Raw genomic sequence first — 19,680 nt, forward strand, 5'->3', positions numbered from 1 at the left:
TTTTTAATCGTTTCCTTCTTCAGGTTTTTCATCCTCATTCTCCGCTCTTTCGTCGTTTTTACGAGGTTCGTGAGTTTGTGCTCTGTAAGGCACAAAACCCTCTCTTTTAAATTTATAAGGTTCTGTTCGCTGGCTTGGCATATTGTTCGCCAGATCAAGCATTCCAAAACCTTTGTGTGTAAAGGCTCCTAGCCCACACTTAAATACAAATTCCTGAACTTCCTTGGCAGCATATAAGGTGAAAGGCAAGGTATAGCCTCTTACTTCATACTTCACATCCATGTCATAAACAGAGTATATTCTTGCGAACTTTTTCTGTTGTTCTCGAAGTTTATTGACATAATTCATGTCAGGAACCACCTGGAATTTATAAAAGGATTCCATTTGTTCTTGGTCATACCATCCAGATTTCTCCATTCGTGTGAGTGTTGACTCATACAAAAGATCTGAAAACTCATCCGTATCAGGGTTGATAAACCTTTTACCTGACTCGTCATCAAATGTGGGAGTAAGCAAAACCAATGGGGAGATACATACAAATTTATTGGATGTCTCTAAAGGTGGCTCAATTTCTTTCTCAGTATATTCAGGCGACAATATCAAATTCCCCAATTCAATTTTCGGGGTTTTGAAGACCTGCTTCAATAGATACTCTATGAAAGGTTCATCAGGAGCTGAGACAACAAGTGTAACCAAGCTGGAATAATAATGCAACCCACTCCTACTAACTTTTGTTTGGCCTTTTAAACCTGAAAAGTTGAAGAAATTGTAGTTAAAAAACTCTTCCTGGCCTCCTTTAACGATCAGGCCTTTGAGAAACTGCGCTAAGATGTACTGATGGTGAAAGGGTAAGTAAGCACCTTTGTTCTTTAAGGAAAATATTAATCTAATTCTCACGACTATAAAAATGAAAAGTTGAACAAAAATTTATTTCATCGTACTATCAGGACTAACTGACATTTGAATAAATAAGTTGCAACAAACTTAATAATAATATTTCAATTAATTTACACATTGAACCTAAAATGCATGATGTCCCCGTCACAAACTACATATTCTTTACCTTCAACTGCAATTTTCCCGTTTTCACGGCAAATTGCTTCAGTTTTGAACGCCTCAAAATCTTTTAGTTTTATAACCTCTGCTTTGATGAACCCTTTCTCAAAATCAGTATGTATAACACCTGCAGCTGCTGGGGCTTTCCAACCTCTAGTGATCGTCCAGGCTCTCACTTCCTGAACTCCAGCTGTGAAATAGGTAATTAAATTCAATAATTTATAGGCGCCAGCAATCAATCTGTTCAAACCACTTTCCTCAAGACCATACTCTCCTAAGAACATTTCTTTTTCTTCGGGTTCCTCAAATTCGGCAATTTGCTCTTCCAATGCTGCACATAAAAGGATCACATCAGCATTTTCATTGGCTACTTCTTCCTTGAGTCTGTCGACATGCGCATTACCTTCCTTAATACTTCCTTCATCTACATTGGCAACATACAATACAGGCTTAATTGTCAATAAATGAATGTCAGCAATGGCTTTCAGATCGTCTTCATCAGCTTCTATGGCCCTGGCATTCTTACCTTCCTTTAAACCTTCTTTAAATTTCTGTAAACTTTCAACGGCTTTTCTGGCTTTGGCGTCTCCACTCTTTGCAACTTTCTCAATCCTAAGTAGTTTTTTATCAACTGACTCAATGTCTTTTAATTGCAACTCAGTATCAATGACTTCTTTGTCAAAAAGGGGATCCACTCCACCTGCTACGTGTACTACATTGGGATCATCAAAGCATCTGACCACGTGTATTATCGCATCAACCTCCCTTATATTGCCCAAAAACTTATTTCCTAAACCTTCTCCCTTACTGGCACCCTTTACTAATCCAGCTATATCTACAAATTCGATTACTGTCGGAAGTACTCTTTGTGGATTCACCAAACCTTCCAAGATTTGTAAACGCTTATCCGGCACTGTTACGACACCCACATTGGGTTCGATGGTACAAAAGGAAAATTTGCCGCTTCAGCCTTTGCACTTGACAAGGCATTAAATAATGTTGACTTCCCTACATTTGGCAAGCCTACAATTCCACACTTAACTCCCATGAATGTTAAATCTTATCTATTCTAAATATCCTGTATTCTCTATACCCTTTGTAAAATTCCTTTATAGAAACCCTAAATATAGTATAAACTGGTATCGCGAAAATCATACCCAATACACCGGCAATTTTTGCCCCCACAAAGATAATAACAAAAATTTCAAGAGGGTGAGCTTTTACTGATTTAGAAAAAATAAATGGCTGTAAGATCACATTATCACTTACCTGCACCACAGAAAACACTGTCAATATCTTAAATAGAAACAAGTATACTTCATTTGCGGTACTAAACTCCCCTGTTGAAAGCCCAACCAATACGCCGAAAGTGGCACCTAAAATTGGTCCTGCATAAGGAATAAGGTTGGCTACTGCTGCAAAAACTGCAATTGTCATTGCATATTCTATATTCACTATCGATAAGCCGACGGATGCAATCGTGAAAATAACCGACATCTGTATCAATAATCCTACTAGGTAATTGGACAATAGTCTTTCCACTTTGTGAAAAGTAGCCACAGACAGCTCAAAATATTTATTCGGAATGAAATTCAAAATATTTCTTCGTAGCAGTCCATTTTCCAACAGTAAGAAAAAAGTAATAAAACCTATGGCCAGTATACTTATAAAGAAACTACTTGTAGTAGAAATTACGCCATTGATAAATCCCTGGAAATTCATCCCATTGACACTCTTAAGCAGGCTTTCTTTCACATGTTTTATCAGGTAACCAGGCTCATTATCGATAAGATTTAACTGAATAAGTATTGCTTCCAGGTTGTCAATGGGTCGTTGAATCTGATCGTATAGGTAGTTGACATCCAAAGCTTTTAACAACTCGACCTGAGATCGAAATAGTGGAATAAACAACAATACCAATAAAGAAACCACTGAAATAATGGCTAAAAAAGACAAAAGAATTGCCATCGCACGGGGAATATGCTGCCCCATTATGTACAAATTATTGATTTTATTGGTGAGCGGCCGAAGGGCTGCGGCAATTACAAGAGAAAATATAAAATATAGGCTAATATTGGAAAAATACCATCCAAACACGAAAACGAGCATGGTAGCAACTATAGCCGTTAATATAACTTTTAGCATGGATCAAAAATAACAAAAAAATCGAACCCTGTACCATGCTTTCCACTAATAGGGGAAAAACATTTCCAAGGTTCGATTTATATATCTTTTGAATTAAATATTATAGCAAAGTTCTGATTAGAATAGCAGCTGCTTAAAGTATTAATCCCATTTTAAGTCTTCACCAAATTTGTTGTTATTTTCATTGGTTGATTCGGTAGTTTCAGGTTCAGCATCAAACTGAGAAAAGTCAAAATCTGGCATCAAATCATTTTTCACGTGGCCTACAGCCTCTTGAAGTGCTTCTACAAACTTCCCAAAATCCTCTTTATACAAGAATATTTTGTGCTTTTCATAGTAGAAATTATCATCCTTGATCTTCCTCTTGCTCTCTGTTATGGTCAAATAGTAGTCATTGGACCGGGTAGCCTTAACATCAAAAAAATAGGTTCTCTTACCTGCTTTTACCCTTTTGGTGAAAATCTCATCTCTTTCGTAATCTTTATTATCTTCCACTATCCAAATATTTATTTTTTCAAAAATCAATTTAATGCCAAGTTAAATCAATTCAAATATCAAATTCAAGTTATTGATGTTTTTTTTTCTCAAAATATGTGATATTCTTCAAAATACCTATTGGAAAAGACAATTTTGTGACTACAAAATATTGATCCTCTTTACACTAAATTATTCACCGTGAAGAAACTCTTTCTTAGCAATTAGTTCTTCTTCTGTCTCTCTGTGGTCAGGATCATCTATACAACAGTCTACTGGACAGACCGCAGCGCATTGAGGTTCCTCGTGAAAACCAGTACATTCTGTACACTTTTGAGTTACTATATAATAAAACTCATCAGAGACAGGCTCTTGTTTTTCATCACCAGCCACTACTGCGCCATCTTCTTGGGTTACCTGATTCAACTCAGTACCTCCACCCCAAGTCCATTCTATTCCCCCTTCATAAATGGCGGTATTAGGGCATTCTGGTTCACATGCACCACAGTTGATGCATTCGTCCGTTATCATTATTGCCATTGTGCTTCTTATTTTTGTTCGAGCACAAAACTACTAACCAATTCACAATCTCACAAGCAAAATGATTCTCCTTTCAAAAAATATCTCATAGACATTATTTGTTGCACTAACTATTTGATTTCAATTATCCATTAGCTTTGCTCACTAATAATTATATTTGGGCCAAAGTTCACCAAATGATAGGGTCTTAAAAAGACCTTCTACTATATTCTCACAATTATGGATGTAAATCAAAGACTAACCCTACTTGCTGCACTGGGTGATCGCCTGCTTCATTTAGCCGATGAAGAAAAAGCGGAGTTGTTCGATAGAATGCAAAATCATAACAATTGGTTTACGCCAAAGCAATCCGCTTTAGCCCTTAAAGGAATAGGCAGGTACCTCTCCAATGAGCAATTAAAAAATTGGATCAAGCCCTACAATTTCGAGAACAGAGAAACCAATGCATCCAGGAATATAGGCATTATCATGGCTGGTAATATCCCCGGCGTTGGCTTTCATGATTTGCTTTGCACCCTGGTGGCTGGTCATAATGCTCGAATAAAGTTGGGCTCTTCCGACAGTATACTGATCCCTTGGCTAGTAGAACAGTTGAAAGCATTGTCTCCAGAATTGGCTGAAACCATTTCATTCGAAGAGCGACTGAGAGATATGGATGCTTATATTGCTACAGGAAGCGATAATTCTGCCAGGTATTTCGACTATTACTTTGGTAAGTATCCCCATATAATCCGCAAAAACAGAACCTCCGTTGCTGTGATCAATGGGGAGGAATCTGAAGAAGATTTGGAATTGCTAGCCACAGATATTTTCACTTATTATGGCCTGGGTTGTAGGAATGTATCAAAAGTATTTTTTAGTCACCTTTCTCAGGTTCAGGACTTCATGAAAGCCATGGAGAAAATAAATGAGGCATTGCAGCACCACAAATACTTCAATAATTACGAGTACAACAAGTCCAAGTACCTTATCAATAGGGTTCCTCATTTTGACAATGGGCATTTATTATTGGTAGAAGCCAAGGATTTGGTTTCACCAATTTCTGTGATCTACTACGAGATCTATGAATCCCTTGATTCCCTGAAGGAGAATCTAAGCACTTTAGAAGACAAGGTTCAATGCGTCGTTTCTAAAGGGGCCTGGTTTGAAGGAAGCATCCCCCTGGGTACCGCACAGAGCCCTGAAGTTTATGAATATGCGGACAAAGTAGACACCTTAAATTTCCTTTTGGAACTGGAATAGCTTGAGAAAAACTGCTTAATCCGTCTATTTCAACTAAATTTTGTTTTTAAATCCTTTATAAATAAGCATATAATAACAAGCATCATGTTCAATTAATTATTGAATTTAGTATCTTTTCGCCCTATTGAATTTTCATCAAACAACAATATAACTTCATTATTAATGGTTTTTGATATAGATATGATTAAGTCGTTGTATGCTGAGTTTCCTCAGCGTATAGCTGCCGCCAGAAAAGTTGTGGGTAAACCACTTACCTTAACAGAAAAAATCCTTTATGCCCATCTCTCTGAAGGCGAGCCAACCCAAGGGCATGAAAGAGGCGTATCTTATGTTGATTTTAAACCCGACAGGGTAGCCATGCAAGATGCGACAGCCCAAATGGCTTTGTTGCAATTTATGCAGGCTGGCAAATCTAAAGTAGCAGTACCTTCTACTGTTCACTGTGACCACCTTATTCAGGCTGAAGTTGGAGCTTCTATCGATTTAGCGAAAGCAAAAGACAAAAATAAAGAGGTTTATGACTTTCTTTCTTCTGTCTCCAACAAGTATGGTCTTGGATTTTGGAAACCTGGAGCTGGAATTATCCACCAGGTAGTTTTAGAAAATTATGCCTTCCCAGGAGGTATGATGATCGGAACAGATTCACACACACCTAATGCAGGTGGTTTGGGAATGGTAGCTATTGGTGTCGGTGGAGCAGATGCTTGTGACGTAATGGCTGGCTTACCATGGGAGTTGAAATTCCCGAAATTGATTGGTGTGAAACTTACCGGTAAATTGTCCGGATGGACTTCTGCTAAGGATGTAATCCTAAAAGTAGCAGGTATTCTTACCGTAAAAGGTGGTACCGGTTGTATAGTTGAATATTTTGGAGAAGGAGCTCGCTCTTTATCAGCCACAGGAAAAGGCACCATTTGTAATATGGGTGCTGAAATTGGAGCAACTACTTCCATCTTTGGTTATGATGAAAAATCTGAAGCTTATTTGAGAGGTACTTCAAGAGCTGAAATTGCAGATCTAGCAAATGGCATCAAAGAATATTTGACAGGTGATGAAGAAGTTTATGCTTCTCCTGAAAAATACTTCGACGAAGTTATTGAGCTTAATCTTTCTGAGTTGGAACCACATATCAATGGTCCTTTTACGCCAGATCTTGCTTGGCCTCTATCTAAATTTGCTGCAGCAGTAAAAGAAACAATTGGCCAGAAAAATTGGAAGTTGGACTTATCGGTTCTTGTACTAATTCTTCTTATGAAGACATTTCAAGAGCTGCTTCTCTTGCCCAACAGGCAGTAGATAAAAACTAAAAGCCAAATCAGAATATACCATTACTCCAGGTTCTGAACAAGTGAGATTCACTGTCGATAGAGATGGATACCTCAAAATATTTGAGAATATGGGCGGTGTGGTTTTGGCCAACGCTTGTGGTCCATGTATTGGCCAATGGGCAAGACATGGAGCTGAAAAACAAGAAAGAAATTCTATCATTACCTCTTTTAACAGAAACTTTGCAAAAAGAGCTGATGGAAACCCAAATACGCACTCTTTTGTAGCATCCCCTGAAGTAGTTACTGCTTTGGCAATTGCAGGTAATCTTACCTTCAACCCAATGACAGACACCCTTACCAACGAAGATGGTGAGCAAGTTAGATTGGACGAGCCTGCAGGACTTGAACTTCCTGCAAAAGGTTTTGCTGTTGAAGACGCCGGCTATTTGGCCCCAGCGGAAGACGGATCTAAGGTAGAAGTAAAAGTAGCTTCTGATTCTGAGCGACTACAATTATTAGAGCCTTTCAAAGCATGGGAAGGAACAGACTTGAAAGGGCTTAAACTCTTAATAAAAGCCAAGGGTAAATGTACAACGGATCATATTTCTATGGCTGGCCCATGGTTAAGATACCGTGGACACCTTGACAATATTTCAAACAACCTTTTAATCGGTGCCATCAACTTCTACAACGAAACTTCCAATAAGGTGAAAAACCAGTTGGATGGTAGTTATGGAGAGGTTCCAGCTGTACAACGTCAATATAAATTACATAATATTGGTACAGTAGTAGTAGGTGACGAAAACTATGGTGAAGGTTCTTCTAGAGAACATGCAGCTATGGAGCCTAGATTCTTGGGAGTACGTGCTATTATAGTAAAATCTTTTGCTAGAATACATGAAACTAACTTGAAAAAACAAGGTATGTTAGGCTTGACTTTCGCTAATCCTCAGGATTACGATTTGGTTCAGGAAGACGACAGTATTGACATTGTTGGATTGGATAGTTTTGCACCAGGCAAACCTTTGACTGTGGTACTTAATCACAAGGATGGCAGTGTAGACAAAATAACTGTAAACCATACCTACAATGAAGGCCAAATCAAATGGTTCAAAGCTGGTTCTGCATTGAATCTTGTTAAGGAAGGTCTTATTTAGGCAAAAGCTTAACGTGAGTTAGAATCACTTTTTCTGGTTATAACTAACCAGCATGTTCATAATAAAGGGAAGGCTACAATTAATTTTGTGGCCTTCCCCTTTTTATAGCAAATAGATTTAATAAACTAATCCAGATTTTCAGAAGGATTCGTGATAGCCTATCCTGATTTTTCTTCAGAGAAAATATTGTAACCTGAATAAGATCAATCTGTTCATAGATTTTAGCCTCCAATAAGATTATCTTTTGGGTATTTCAAAAGCATCAGATCGGGAAATGCTGACAATACGATAAAGAAGATTCAATCCCTAATTCATGACTAAGCAACTAACCCCCTATTTCTGGGTAGCCTCAGAATCCAATTGAGGCAGGTATTCTGAAAGCAGTGGCATTTCAGGATCAGCTTTGTAGGCCTCATTTAAAAATTTACTCGCCAAAGACATTTCGCCTTTCTTGAAGTAATAGATTCCCTTATTTCTTATGGCGTAATAGTTTTTCGTGTTTTGTTTTAAGCTATAATTGATATCTTCCAACGCATCATCTGGTTTATCAAGGTATAACTTGTAAAGACCTCTGTTGTTGTAGTAATAAGAATGGTCTTTGTCAAGGTTTATGGCTTCTTCTACGGATTCAAGGGCTTTTTGGTAGTCTCCATTTTCAAAGTGGATCAAGGACCAAAGATTATGCAACTTACTCTCCCTGGGATTCAATTCCATGGCTTTTTCAAGATCTACAACAGCAGCATCAAGGTCATTCCTGTAATAGTGCACGGTAGCACTATTGATGTACAACTCCGCATTATCAGGAGAAAATTGGATAGCCTTATTAAAAGCATTTAATGCCTCGTCATAGGACTTCATTTCTGTTTGTACCAAACCTCGAATAAAATAAGCCTGACCATCTTCCTCATTTATTTGTAGCAAGGCCTTGGTATCTTCCAATGCCTTATAGTTTTCTCCAAAATCAAGATGAGCGATGGCTCTTTGAGTCAAAGCAGGAACATAGGTATTGTCAATATTGATAGCCTCTGAAAAGTCTGAAATGGCCTCTATTAATTTGGCTTGTTGATAATTGGCCATACCCCGGTTAAAAAATGCATCCTTAAATTGCGGGTCAATTGCTAAAGCTTCATCATAATAAGTAATGGCTCCTTTCAGGTTCCCCTCCTTTAACTCATTGTTCCCCTTCAATAAAAATCTCCCCTTTTTATCAATATTTGAGGTGCAAGACATGGCAATGGACAATACAAGTCCAAAGCTTAACCAAAATAATTTACTTTTCTTCATCTGAATGCTAAATTAACTTTTATCAATTTCCCCTCAAACAAATAACTCAAGGATTTAGTGCTCCCTTGAGAATTGAAGTTCATTTTGTCTTTGCCTAAAGTCCTAAATCGCAAAACCTATCCTAAACCAGGCCTATTTGCAAATGCTATTGCTGTGCCAACGATAATGCGTTTGGCTCCAAATGAAAGTCCGCAGCTATCGTTTAAAAAATCAAATGTATTCTTTTATACCCTCCCAAGGAGACGTTAATCGAATTCTGATAATAATTAAAGATTAAATTAGAATTGTAATCAATATTTCAATAACGCATTTTTTATAACCTATTATTTTCTGGAATAGTTATTGCTATTATACTAAGTAATAAAGAATACTAATTTATTTTAACTTAAACCAACATTATTATGCCATCTAAATTAAAGCTTAAAGGAGAATGGAACGAATTAAAAGGAAAACTAAAAGCAAAATATGGTGAACTCACCGATGATGATTTAGTTTATGCCGAGGGCCAGGAAGACCAATTATTGGGTAAACTTCAAAAAAGAACTGGTGAAACTCAGGAAAATCTTAAAAAGATTTTATTCTCTGAAAAATAGAGAAATATATTATAAAGCCCGATGACTTGGTTATCGGGCTTTTTTTATGTGAAATTCGAAATAGGAGCCGCTATATTTTCATAAATCCCCACCCTATCCAGCATTTTCTTACAAGGAGCGCAGCCAATTCAGCTTACTCTTTATGGTTCAGGTTTATTTTTGGCACCAACAAATTACCAGCGCAATCAAGCCTATTTTTGAAACGATGTAATCAACACAAGATCAAACTAACAAGATTTTTCAGGAGATAAGTAGTGGTTATTTTTTTAATTAAGCATTCATAGGTCAAATCACCCTCCTTTTTTAATCTAAGCACAAATACAGGGATTTAATCGCCTATTTTCAGATTAACATTCTGTTGATCATGCTTTTTATTTGACAATGATTTTCAATAATGCAGGGAATTCACCAGAAAGCCACAAACATTTTGATCAATAAACTTCAAATAATTCACCGTATAAAAAATAGTATCACTTTTACACATAATAATAATAGCAACTTTTACAGATCAATAATAAATTTGAATGTTAGCTTGTCTTTAACCACGAAAATAAATACTTGCTTCATTTTGGTAATTCTAAAACAACCGACAAAAAACCATTGAAAGTTAAAAACGATTCTTCAACCATAGAAATAGGTGTAGTAGGGCTTGGATTAATGGGAACAAGTATCCTGGTCTCGCTATTAGTAAGTGGCCATAAGGTAATTGGAATTGCACCACTCCCAGCGGACATGGATGGAGCATTGGATCGAATTCAAAGTCAATTGAATCATGCCTCCGAAGCAGGGCTATTAAAAGAGGATGTAAGTAAATACTTAGAAAGGCTACACCTTTCAGAGAATTATGAAGATCTAAGAAATTGCCTTTTGGTTCAAGAATGCGTCACAGAAGTGATTGCCATAAAGACAGAAGTTTATAAGAAAATAACACAGAACACCGAGAGCTCCACTGTCATCGCTACCAATACTTCAGCTATCCCCATTAGCACTCTTCAGGAAAATGTAAGCCTTCCTTCACGATTCATTGGCATTCATTGGGCCGAACCAGCCTATATGACGCGTTTTTTGGAAGTCACAAAAGGTGAGGAAACAGATGAAGAGATAGCCAAATGGGTACTCGAATTGGCGTACACATGGAACAAGGAACCAACTTACCTTAAGAAAGATATTCGAGGCTTCGTTACAAACAGAATGCTATATGCCGTTTACCGTGAAATGTTTGCTATTTTAGAGAATGGCGAGGCATCAATGGATGACATCGACAAGGCTTTCAGGTATGACCCAGGCTCTTGGATGACCTATATGGGGCTATTCAAAAGAATGGATCAAATGGGGCTTACTGATTATAAAGAAATCTTTGAGAATTTATTTCCTCAGCTCAACAATTCCCAAACTGTTCCTCCTACAATGCAAAAGATCGTAATTGAAAAAGGAAAAGGAGTAAACAACGGCAAAGGATTATATTGCTATACCAAAGAAGAAGCGGTCAAATGGGAAGAGGATTTTAAAAACTTTAATCACGAAATTTTCCAATTGGCTGCACAATATCCAGAAATTAATAATTAGAAAAATGAATAACGAAAAGTACCAAAAATCCGCAGACCTACTAGCTAGGGCAAAAAAAGTGTTGGCAGGAGGAGTATCCTCTGAATTTAGAAAATACAATCATCCCCATGCCTTATTTTACAGCCATGGAAGTGGCAGCCGTATTTATGATGTAGACGGAAATGAATACAGGGATTTCACCTTAAGTCAAGGACCATTGATTTTAGGACATTCCCACCCAGAAGTTTTAAAAGCAGTCAATGATTATTCGGCCAAAGGGCAATTGTTTGCCGGTCAACATATCATGGAACTTGAATTGGCAGAAAAACTTCAGGAGCTGATCCCTTCAGCTGAGATGATGCGTTTTTGCCTGGATGGATCAGAAGCCGTTCAAACTGCTTTCAGAGTAGCAAGGTCAAAAACCGGGAAAAGCAAATTTTTAAGATTTGAAGGCCATTACCATGGTTGGTTAGACAATGTCTGCTATGGCATTTCTACGCCATCTCCAGAAGCTTTAGGGCCTAGAGCTGTGCCAAGTCCTAACCCTTGGAGCCAAGGCTTACCTCCTGATTCAATAAATGAATTCCACTTACTTCCCTGGAACGATTTGGAATTGGTAAAAGCTAAACTGGCTGAAAGTCACCATGAAATAGCTGCCATTATCACAGAGCCTATCATGTGCAATAATGGTTGTATTCTTCCCAATGAAGGTTACCTCCAAGGCCTAAGGGATTTATGTGACGAATACAACATAGCCCTGATTTTTGATGAAGTTATTACTGGCTTTAGAATTGGTCTAGGTGGTGCTCAAACCTTCTTCGGCATTACGCCAGACATGTCCATATTTGCAAAAGCAATAGGCAGTGGATATCCTATCAGTGCCATTGTCGGTAAGAAAGAATGGATAGAAGAAATTTCTTCTGCCAGAGTAATCCATGCAGGAACCATGAACACTGCAAACCCAACGGTAGCAGCGGCCATGGCCACAGTATCTTTCCTAGAAAGGGAAAACCCTTATGCCAAAATGTTTGAACTTGGCGATCAACTTCGTGCAGGTCTAAGAGAGCTTGCTAAAAAGACTGGGCATAACATGATTGTCTCAGGAATAGGTCCGATCATCCATACTGGATTCTCAGATGGCGAAGGACTAAATGAATTTAGAGATGTGCTAAAACTAGACAAGGCCAAACTAGGTCAATTCATTGCTGGCTTGCACAACGATGGTGTCCGCGTAATTGGTAGAGGCCTTTGGTACCTTTCTGCCATCCATACTGAAGATGACATTCTACATGCATTAAAAAGTGTAGAAAAAGTGCTGACACAGATGAATGAAAATAAAATGACCCCATCAGAAAAACAAATCTGTTTAGTGGGTGAAGGAAAAGACCTTTCCGGAATTGCCTTATGTCTGGGCAATTCCGGACATAAGGTTTCCCTTATTGGAAACAAACTAACCAAGACAGCCTTATCAATAGCACTTGATACGCATCCCTTGATTAGTCAGGATCAAGAGTGGTCAACCCTTAAGTCTGCAGACTTAATAATTGCAAATACCTCCGAAAATATCGATCTAAAAAAAGAAGTGCTGGGTAAAATAGCTCAAAATGTTTCTACCGATACCCTTATTGCTATTAATTCGGAAAGCTATCCCTTGGAAGATTTACAAGAAGTATTTCCAAACCCGGAGGACCTCATAGTACTCAATTGGGTGTATCCTGCTCACCAAACCTTCTTCCTGGAAGTGATCACCAACAGTCAAACGAAGACTGATCCGGTAGTCGCACTGATGAAATTGGCGAAGGAAAGTTGGGGAAAAGATCCTTACTTGTTGAAAAATGGCAAAGGGATAAGAAGTAGGTTATTGGCAGCCATGGCCAGAGAGTCTTTTTATTTAATCGACAACGGTTATGCTGAACCAATAGATATCGATAGAGCATGTAGAAATGATCCAGGCTATTATTTGCCTTTTGCCGGTAATTTCAGGTACATGGATTTAATGGGGACATTTATTTATGGCGTGGTAATGAAAGACCTCAACCCAGAACTTTCACGAGAAAACGCGCCCTCCAAACTTTTGGCTTCTAAGATAAGTGAGGGCAAATCAGGTATGGAAAATGATGAGGGCTTCTATTCTTATTCAAAAAATGAAGCTGAAACTTTTGAGGAAGATTTTTTGAAATTCAATAAAAAAATCAAAACACTTATGGAAAGGTATCCATTTGAAAGTGAGAATAACCCACAACAAGCCAACCCATAATGTAAAAGACAAGCTTATGAAAGGATCAAATTGTATAGAGAAATTCAATAAAGAAGGCTTCCTGTATTTTCCAGAATTTTTAAGCAGCTCTGAAATAGCCGATATTCAATCCAAGTTGGATGAAATTATAGATGGGAGATTACAGGATATTCCATCAGGGCATATAAAGTACGAAGACTCAGTTAATAAAGAAGGTATTAAAATGATCCAGGACCTTCATGTTTACGACGCCTTTTTCAAAAAAACGCTTTTCGATAGTAAATTTTCTGCGCTAGCTACTGAACTTCTTGGGGAGCCTGTTGTGGGAAAAACAGTTGAATTTTTAATAAACCGGCCAAGATCGGAAAAGCCACTCCCCCACACCAGGATGGATACTATTTTATGTTGGACCCAATGTCTGCAGTCACCTTTTGGGTTGCTTTGGAAGAAGTAGATAAGGATAATGGTTGGGTGAGCTATGTTAAAGGCTCTCATTTAAATGGGGTAAGAGCACACGGAAAATCTGGAACAATAGGGTTTTCTCAAGAGATTGTTGATTTTGGAACAGCTTCAGATTTAGAAAATGAAGAATTCATCGCAACAAAACCGGGAGATGTCTTGGTCCATCATGCCCTTACCATCCATAGAGCCGCTCCAAATAGCAGTTTGGATAGAAGTAGAAAAGCAATGGGATTGATTTATTTCGGTGCCTCTGCCAAAGAAGACCTCGTTGCTAAAAAAGCTTATACAGCCTCCTTAAATAAATAAGATTAATGAATTCTTCCCTCAGAAAATTTGCTTCTTTTAGTTTCCTTTTTATTACTTCAATTGTCTTTTTTTCTTGTGGAGAAAAAAGCAATGTCCTCACTGAAGAGAATAAAACCCTTTCTTATGAAGTGCTAGACAAGGTGATGCATGAGGAAGAACAATGGGTAAAAGTCCATGCTGCCGAGTACAAGTTACAAGTAGGCCTTTCCGAGGGAGTTTATGAAACATTTTTAGAGCAGCTTTCTCTATTTGAAGATCAGTCACCGTATAGAATCGGAATATGGAGAGTTTTGGCCAAATCCGCTCCTACAGAGAATGAAAGACAGCTATACATCGATAAGATCATAGGTGTTTTCAAAGATACTGAAGCAACAGATCGGATTCATGCTGCTGAAACACTAGCCAAATTAGGAGTACCTGTTAGCTCCTTGGCGAAAGCAACCACTGACGAAATCCTTCAAGGCGAAAAAGGGAGCCTATGGGTATATACCCTTTGGGCCAGCATGCAAGGACAAGAGAAAACCAACAACCCAATGTTAGATGCCTTGATCTTAGGTATCCGGGAAGAAATCCCCAGACTTCAAGCTGCCTATGCCTTGCAAATGGAAGGGAATATTCCGGAAGATAAATGGGAATCCCTGGCAACAAAGGCACTGGATGAGCCTGGCACTTCGATTGCTAAAGTTTACTTGCTTACCGCCGCTTACTATTGGGCTGGACCTGAACATCAAAAATCCGACTCTTATAAAATAATTGAAGATTTAATACTTGCCCTACAGCAGTCCGACAATAAAGGGGATAGAATGGCGCTGGCTTTAGCGATCGCACACAAAGGAGATTGGTCCCACCAATCCATATTGCTGGGCTTTCTTCACAACGACAATCCCTTAGGAACAGAGATCAATGCTGAAACCTCTGCTGCAAATGCTGATGTTATGGCGACAGCCGCTTTTTCTTTGCTACAAATGGAGCAAACAACCCATCAATTGTCGGCAATAGATTGGGTAATCGTTCTAATTTATATGGTGGGGATGATGGTGATTGGGTATGTCTTTTCAAAGAAGAACAAGAACGAAAAAGATTTTTTATTGGGTGGCGGCAAAATGAATCCTATAGCCGTTGGTTTATCGCTTTTTGCCACTTTGCTTAGTTCGTTAAGCTACCTCTCCTATCCTGGTGAAATGATCAAATACGGCCCCGTGATCTTCTCTGGTGTATTGGCTTTTCCTCTAATTTATTATATCGTAGGCTGGTTCCTAATTCCACGATTTATGAAATTAAAGGTAACCTCTGCTTATGAAATTCTAGAGATAAACCTTGGTGTAAGTATACGTTTATTGGCTACGTTTTTCTTTTTATCCCTGCGTTTTCTCTGGATGGGAACCATTATTTTCATCACAGTAAATACAGCAATCATCTCAATTTTTGGCTTTGAAGACACCACCTCAAACATACTTTGGATAAGCATAATTTTAATAGGGGTAACCATTATTTATACTACCATGGGTGGTTTGAAGGCTGTGGTGTTTACAGACGTGATACAATCTTGCGTTTTGCTGGGAGGTGCCTTGCTAACCATTGTTTTGATAAGTATTTATTTTGGATCAGCTACCTCATGGATACCGACACAATGGCTGGATCATTGGGGAGAATACAAATGGGGCATTGATGCCAGAGAACGTTTGAGCATAGGGAATGCCATCCTAATGACACTCATTTGGTATGTCGCTTCATCAGGCTCTGATCAGATGTCTATTCAGCGTTTTCTTGCTACAGAAAACATCAAAACAGCCAGAAAAACTTTCGCAGTTTCCCTAATCACCTCATTTGTAGCACAGTTTCTATTGGGACTTGTTGGACTTGCCGTACTGGCTTATTTCCTGGACAATCCCCAATTTTTAGCCACTAATGAATCTGTTTCAACCCAAGCAGACATCTTGTTTCCAAAGTTCATTTTAGTAGGGCTCCCAGTAGGGATTTCAGGCTTAGTAGCTGCAGGAATCCTTGCCGCCGCTATGTCTAGCTTGTCCTCTGGATTAAGTGCTACCTCCTCCGTAATCTCAGAAGATCTTATCAAAAGATTTTCAAGAAAATCAAAACCAAAAAAGGTAGATCAACTCAAGAGAATAAGGACACTCTCATTATTTGTGGGGATTTTTACTCTTGCCTTAAGTCTACTGATTAGTCGGGTGGAAGGCAATCTTTACGATGTGGTTGTAAAGGTGGTAAACCTTTTTGTTTCTCCACTTTTTGTGTTGTTTTTCATGGCTTTATTTATTCCTTTTGCTACTGCCAGAGGAGTCTTTCTAGGAGGCTTGGTAAGTATAGGAATTGCCATAGCTGTAGCCTTTTTCAAATTTATGGACATAGAAGTACTCTTTATAACTCCTGCTTCCCTTTTCTCAGGAATTGCAGCAGGAATAATCTTCAGTTATATTGACCATAAATTTTTAGGGAATCAGGAGACCATGCAGAAGAGGAGTAAAAAAATTATTGACCAAAGAAAATAACTGGTTTACTGGTTTTGGTAACCGATAGCTCTTTAGTTCCTACCAATTATCGTCTATGGCGGTTTATACCTGCAAAAAGGGTTCTCAATTTATTCGATGAAAAATCGGTGTATTCCTGAAACCTAAAAATTTCTGGCACTAATTTTACATAAGAACGTTGCCCTTTGCCTGTTTTGATTTAAAATTGTTCAATAGAATCAATTAATTTATGAGTGAGAATTCATTTATGAAAAAATCAAAAACCAATAAACCCTGGCAATTGCGCCCTGAAGACCTGTCTGCAATAGAAGCAATGGCCTCCTTTCTACCGGAGAAATTCTATGACATTCATGCCCATTGGTATAGAAAAGCAGACTTAAATGCTCCTGAAAACAGTTTTTGGAACAGTGGGCCGGAGATAGCTGGTCATGAACAGTGGGAAGATTACACCCAACAATTGCTTCCAAAAGCCTCCCTCCTGGGTGGCTTGTTTTTCCCTGCCCCCTTGCCCTACGTTAATTTATCCGCTGCCAATCAATTCCTGTTTGATGAACTGGAAAAGTCAACCTTATCCAGAGGATTGATGTTGGTTAAACCGGAAACCTCCCAAAAGGAATTGGAGCTGGGACTTTCCCATGCCAATCTGGTCGGATTCAAACCTTATCATGTGTACAGCACAGAAACCCCAACTCCTCATTCAGGCATTACAGGTTTTTTACCGGAACCCATCTGGGCTTCTGCACACGAAAATAGGGCGGTAATCATGTTGCATATCATGAAGGACAAGGCCTTGCTTGATCCTCAAAACTGCGAAGACATTAGAAGGCTCTGCTTGAAATACCCCAATGTAAGACTGATTCTTGCGCATTGTGGAAGGAGTTTTCATGCTTTACATGCTGAAGGGGCAAAATTCCTAAACAGCATTCCCAATATATGGTTTGACATGTCAGGCATTTGCGAAATGCAGGCAATACTGCCCATATTAAAACACTTCGGTCCGGAAAAATTAATGTTCGGGACGGATTTCCCCGTCTCACAAATCCGAGGAAAATGTGTAAGCATAGGCAATGGCTTTATCTGGCTAGATGAAAACAATTGCAATTGGGACCAGGCATGGAGCAAGCCTACCTTAGTAGGCTTGGAGTCCCTCAACGCCTTGAAGGAAGCTGCCAATAATTTTGGTTTGGATAAGTCTGATTTAGATTTGATTTTTTGGGGAAATGCCATGCATTTACTTGGATTAAATGAGTATTCGTCACCAACGAACCAAAGCTATTACAAACACGCAAAAACCATAATCCCTGGAGGCACACAGCTACTGAGCAAAAGGCCTGAGAACATGGCTCCCACTCATTGGCCACCCTATTTTAAGAAGGCTTCAGGATGTGAGATTTGGGATTTGGATGGGAAGCACTTTTATGACTTTTCCACCAATGCTGTGGGTTCTTGTATTTTGGGTTATGCCCATCCCGAAATAAATAAGGCAATCATTAAAAAAGTAAACCTGGGGAATATGTGTTCCCTCAACCCTCCTGAGGAGGTAGCATTAGCGGACAAACTCTGTGAGATTCATCCTTGGGCAGAACAAGCCAGGTTTGTCAGAGGCGGTGGAGAAGCTTGCGCAGTAGCAGTAAGAATCGCGAGAGCTACTACTGGTAAGGATAAAATCGCACTTTGTGGCTACCATGGCTGGCAGGATTGGTACCTGGCAGCAAACCTGGGAGAAAATGACGCACTCAAGGGACACTTACTTCCGGGATTAAGCCCCGATGGTGTTCCTGATGCACTGAGAAATACCAGCTTCCCGTTTAAATTCAATGACCTTGAGGCCTTTCAGGAAATCATTGACCAACAACCTGACTTGGCCGCGGTCATTATGGAACCCTGCAGGTATGAAGATCCTGCACCAGGCTTTTTGGAAGCCATTAGAGACATTACCAAGAAAAACGGAATCGTGCTGATCATGGATGAAATAACTGTGGGTTGGCGTTTGCATTTTGGAGGCATGCATTTGAAGTATGGCATTAAACCTGACATGGCTGTTTTTGCCAAAGCTCTAGGAAATGGTTATCCCACCGGGGCAATTATAGGAACCAAGGCTGCCATGGAAGGTGCAAATCGATCTTTCATCAGTAGCACCTATTGGACAGAAAGTTTGGGTCCAGTAGCCGCATTGGCTACCATCGCAGAAATGGAAAAGCAGGATGTTCAAAAGGCCATTAAGCATTCAGGCCGCCAAGTTCAGCATATCCTGCAAACAACCGCTGTAAATGAAAACCTCCCTATAAAGGTCAAAGGTTTTCCCGCTTTGACTAGTTTTAGTTTCGACCATCCTGAAAGTGAAATGTTAAGAACCATCTTCACCCAACAGATGCTTTCCAAAGGTTTTCTTGCGGGCACTGCTTTCTACCCTACTCTCGCACACAATGAAAAAATCATTGGTCTTTACCATCAAGCCTTGGCTGAAACCTTTGGATACCTAAGGGTAGTCATAAAGGAGAATAGTTTTGATAAATGGCCCAAAGAAGAAACGGCTCATAGTGGCTTTTCTCGGTTGTTGTAAGGGGGGATTTGCGAAAAACTGACATTTTATACTCTTTTGTTAAGATTAAAATAGACTGAGAAAATTCAAAATCAGCGACGAAATCGTCAGTCTGAAAAGTACAAAATCCCCCTTCTGTAAAGGGGGACAAAGGGGGATTTTGACGTAAACTGTAAACCTATTGTAGTTCTTAAAACAAATCCATATGCCCATTGGCTGAATGGATTCTATACCCGGTGGCTGAGCGGAGCCGAAGCCAGGGCTACGTTTCCATCCTACCTACCCCTTCGACTTCGCTCAGGGTCCGGTAATATGGATGACTTTCTGATAAAATCACATAC

13 protein-coding genes and 2 pseudogenes are annotated in these 19,680 nt (G+C 39.1%); 9 read left to right on the forward strand and 6 right to left on the reverse strand.

The features are described 5' to 3' along the window. Positions 1-3: 3 nt before the first annotated feature. The 5 genes and pseudogenes from cas6 to ADICYQ_RS06915 form a co-directional block, all read right to left on the reverse strand. Positions 4-897: a CRISPR-associated endoribonuclease Cas6 gene (cas6, locus tag ADICYQ_RS06895; protein ID WP_020892912.1), complete on the reverse strand. Its 894-nt coding sequence runs from the start codon at positions 895-897 to the stop codon at positions 4-6. Between the two features lie 110 nt (positions 898-1,007). Then, a pseudogene (gene ychF, locus ADICYQ_RS06900) lies at positions 1,008-2,104 on the reverse strand (redox-regulated ATPase YchF). Positions 2,105-2,109: 5 nt separating this feature from the next. Continuing rightward, positions 2,110-3,201: an AI-2E family transporter gene (locus ADICYQ_RS06905; protein WP_020892915.1), complete on the reverse strand. Its 1,092-nt coding sequence runs from the start codon at positions 3,199-3,201 to the stop codon at positions 2,110-2,112. Positions 3,202-3,342: 141 nt separating this feature from the next. Continuing rightward, positions 3,343-3,696: a DUF3276 family protein gene (locus ADICYQ_RS06910; protein WP_020892916.1), complete on the reverse strand. Its 354-nt coding sequence runs from the start codon at positions 3,694-3,696 to the stop codon at positions 3,343-3,345. Positions 3,697-3,867: 171 nt separating this feature from the next. Beyond that, positions 3,868-4,215: a 4Fe-4S binding protein gene (locus ADICYQ_RS06915; RefSeq protein ID WP_020892917.1), complete on the reverse strand. Its 348-nt coding sequence runs from the start codon at positions 4,213-4,215 to the stop codon at positions 3,868-3,870. Positions 4,216-4,434: 219 nt separating this feature from the next. On the opposite strand from ADICYQ_RS06915, the gene ADICYQ_RS06920 reads away from it, so the two are divergent. Together ADICYQ_RS06920 and ADICYQ_RS06925 are read left to right on the forward strand one after the other, a co-directional pair. Next, a complete protein-coding gene (locus tag ADICYQ_RS06920) occupies positions 4,435-5,457 on the forward strand; it encodes an acyl-CoA reductase (RefSeq protein ID WP_020892918.1) in 1,023 nt (340 codons plus the stop codon). Positions 5,458-5,619: 162 nt separating this feature from the next. Continuing rightward, positions 5,620-7,882, forward strand: a pseudogene (locus tag ADICYQ_RS06925) (aconitate hydratase). A 333-nt stretch (positions 7,883-8,215) separates the two neighbouring features. Here ADICYQ_RS06925 and ADICYQ_RS06930 read toward each other — a convergent pair. After that, positions 8,216-9,166: a tetratricopeptide repeat protein gene (locus ADICYQ_RS06930; RefSeq protein WP_020892921.1), complete on the reverse strand. Its 951-nt coding sequence runs from the start codon at positions 9,164-9,166 to the stop codon at positions 8,216-8,218. A gap of 401 nt (positions 9,167-9,567) precedes the next feature. On the opposite strand from ADICYQ_RS06930, the gene ADICYQ_RS06935 reads away from it, so the two are divergent. The 7 genes from ADICYQ_RS06935 to ADICYQ_RS06965 all read left to right on the forward strand — a co-directional run bounded on the left by ADICYQ_RS06935 (position 9,568) and on the right by ADICYQ_RS06965 (position 19,360). Then, positions 9,568-9,759: a CsbD family protein gene (locus ADICYQ_RS06935; protein ID WP_020892924.1), complete on the forward strand. Its 192-nt coding sequence runs from the start codon at positions 9,568-9,570 to the stop codon at positions 9,757-9,759. 600 nt (positions 9,760-10,359) lie between these two features. Beyond that, on the forward strand, positions 10,360-11,325 hold the full coding sequence (locus ADICYQ_RS06940) for a 3-hydroxyacyl-CoA dehydrogenase family protein (protein ID WP_040414961.1): 966 nt from the start codon (positions 10,360-10,362) through the stop codon (positions 11,323-11,325). A gap of 4 nt (positions 11,326-11,329) precedes the next feature. Beyond that, positions 11,330-13,561 (forward strand): aminotransferase class III-fold pyridoxal phosphate-dependent enzyme, encoded by a 2,232-nt coding sequence (locus tag ADICYQ_RS28345; protein ID WP_020892926.1) that lies wholly within the window; start codon positions 11,330-11,332, stop codon positions 13,559-13,561. 16 nt (positions 13,562-13,577) lie between these two features. Continuing rightward, complete coding sequence (locus ADICYQ_RS29300) at positions 13,578-13,994, forward strand: phytanoyl-CoA dioxygenase family protein (protein WP_020892927.1); 417 nt, start codon at positions 13,578-13,580, stop codon at positions 13,992-13,994. Further along, the gene (locus ADICYQ_RS29305; RefSeq protein WP_262485365.1) at positions 13,943-14,308 is read left to right on the forward strand and encodes a phytanoyl-CoA dioxygenase family protein; all 366 of its coding nucleotides are present in this window, start codon (positions 13,943-13,945) and stop codon (positions 14,306-14,308) included. The genes ADICYQ_RS29300 and ADICYQ_RS29305 overlap by 52 nt, the downstream gene beginning before the upstream one ends. Before the next feature lie 5 nt (positions 14,309-14,313). Further along, positions 14,314-16,818 (forward strand): sodium:solute symporter, encoded by a 2,505-nt coding sequence (locus ADICYQ_RS06960; protein WP_020892929.1) that lies wholly within the window; start codon positions 14,314-14,316, stop codon positions 16,816-16,818. 208 nt (positions 16,819-17,026) lie between these two features. Continuing rightward, positions 17,027-19,360, forward strand: coding sequence for an aminotransferase class III-fold pyridoxal phosphate-dependent enzyme (locus tag ADICYQ_RS06965; RefSeq protein WP_020892930.1), 2,334 nt, complete (start codon positions 17,027-17,029; stop codon positions 19,358-19,360). Positions 19,361-19,680 lie beyond the last annotated feature (320 nt).

Source organism: Cyclobacterium qasimii M12-11B (assembly GCF_000427295.1).
In the GTDB taxonomy this organism is placed as follows: domain Bacteria; phylum Bacteroidota; class Bacteroidia; order Cytophagales; family Cyclobacteriaceae; genus Cyclobacterium; species Cyclobacterium qasimii.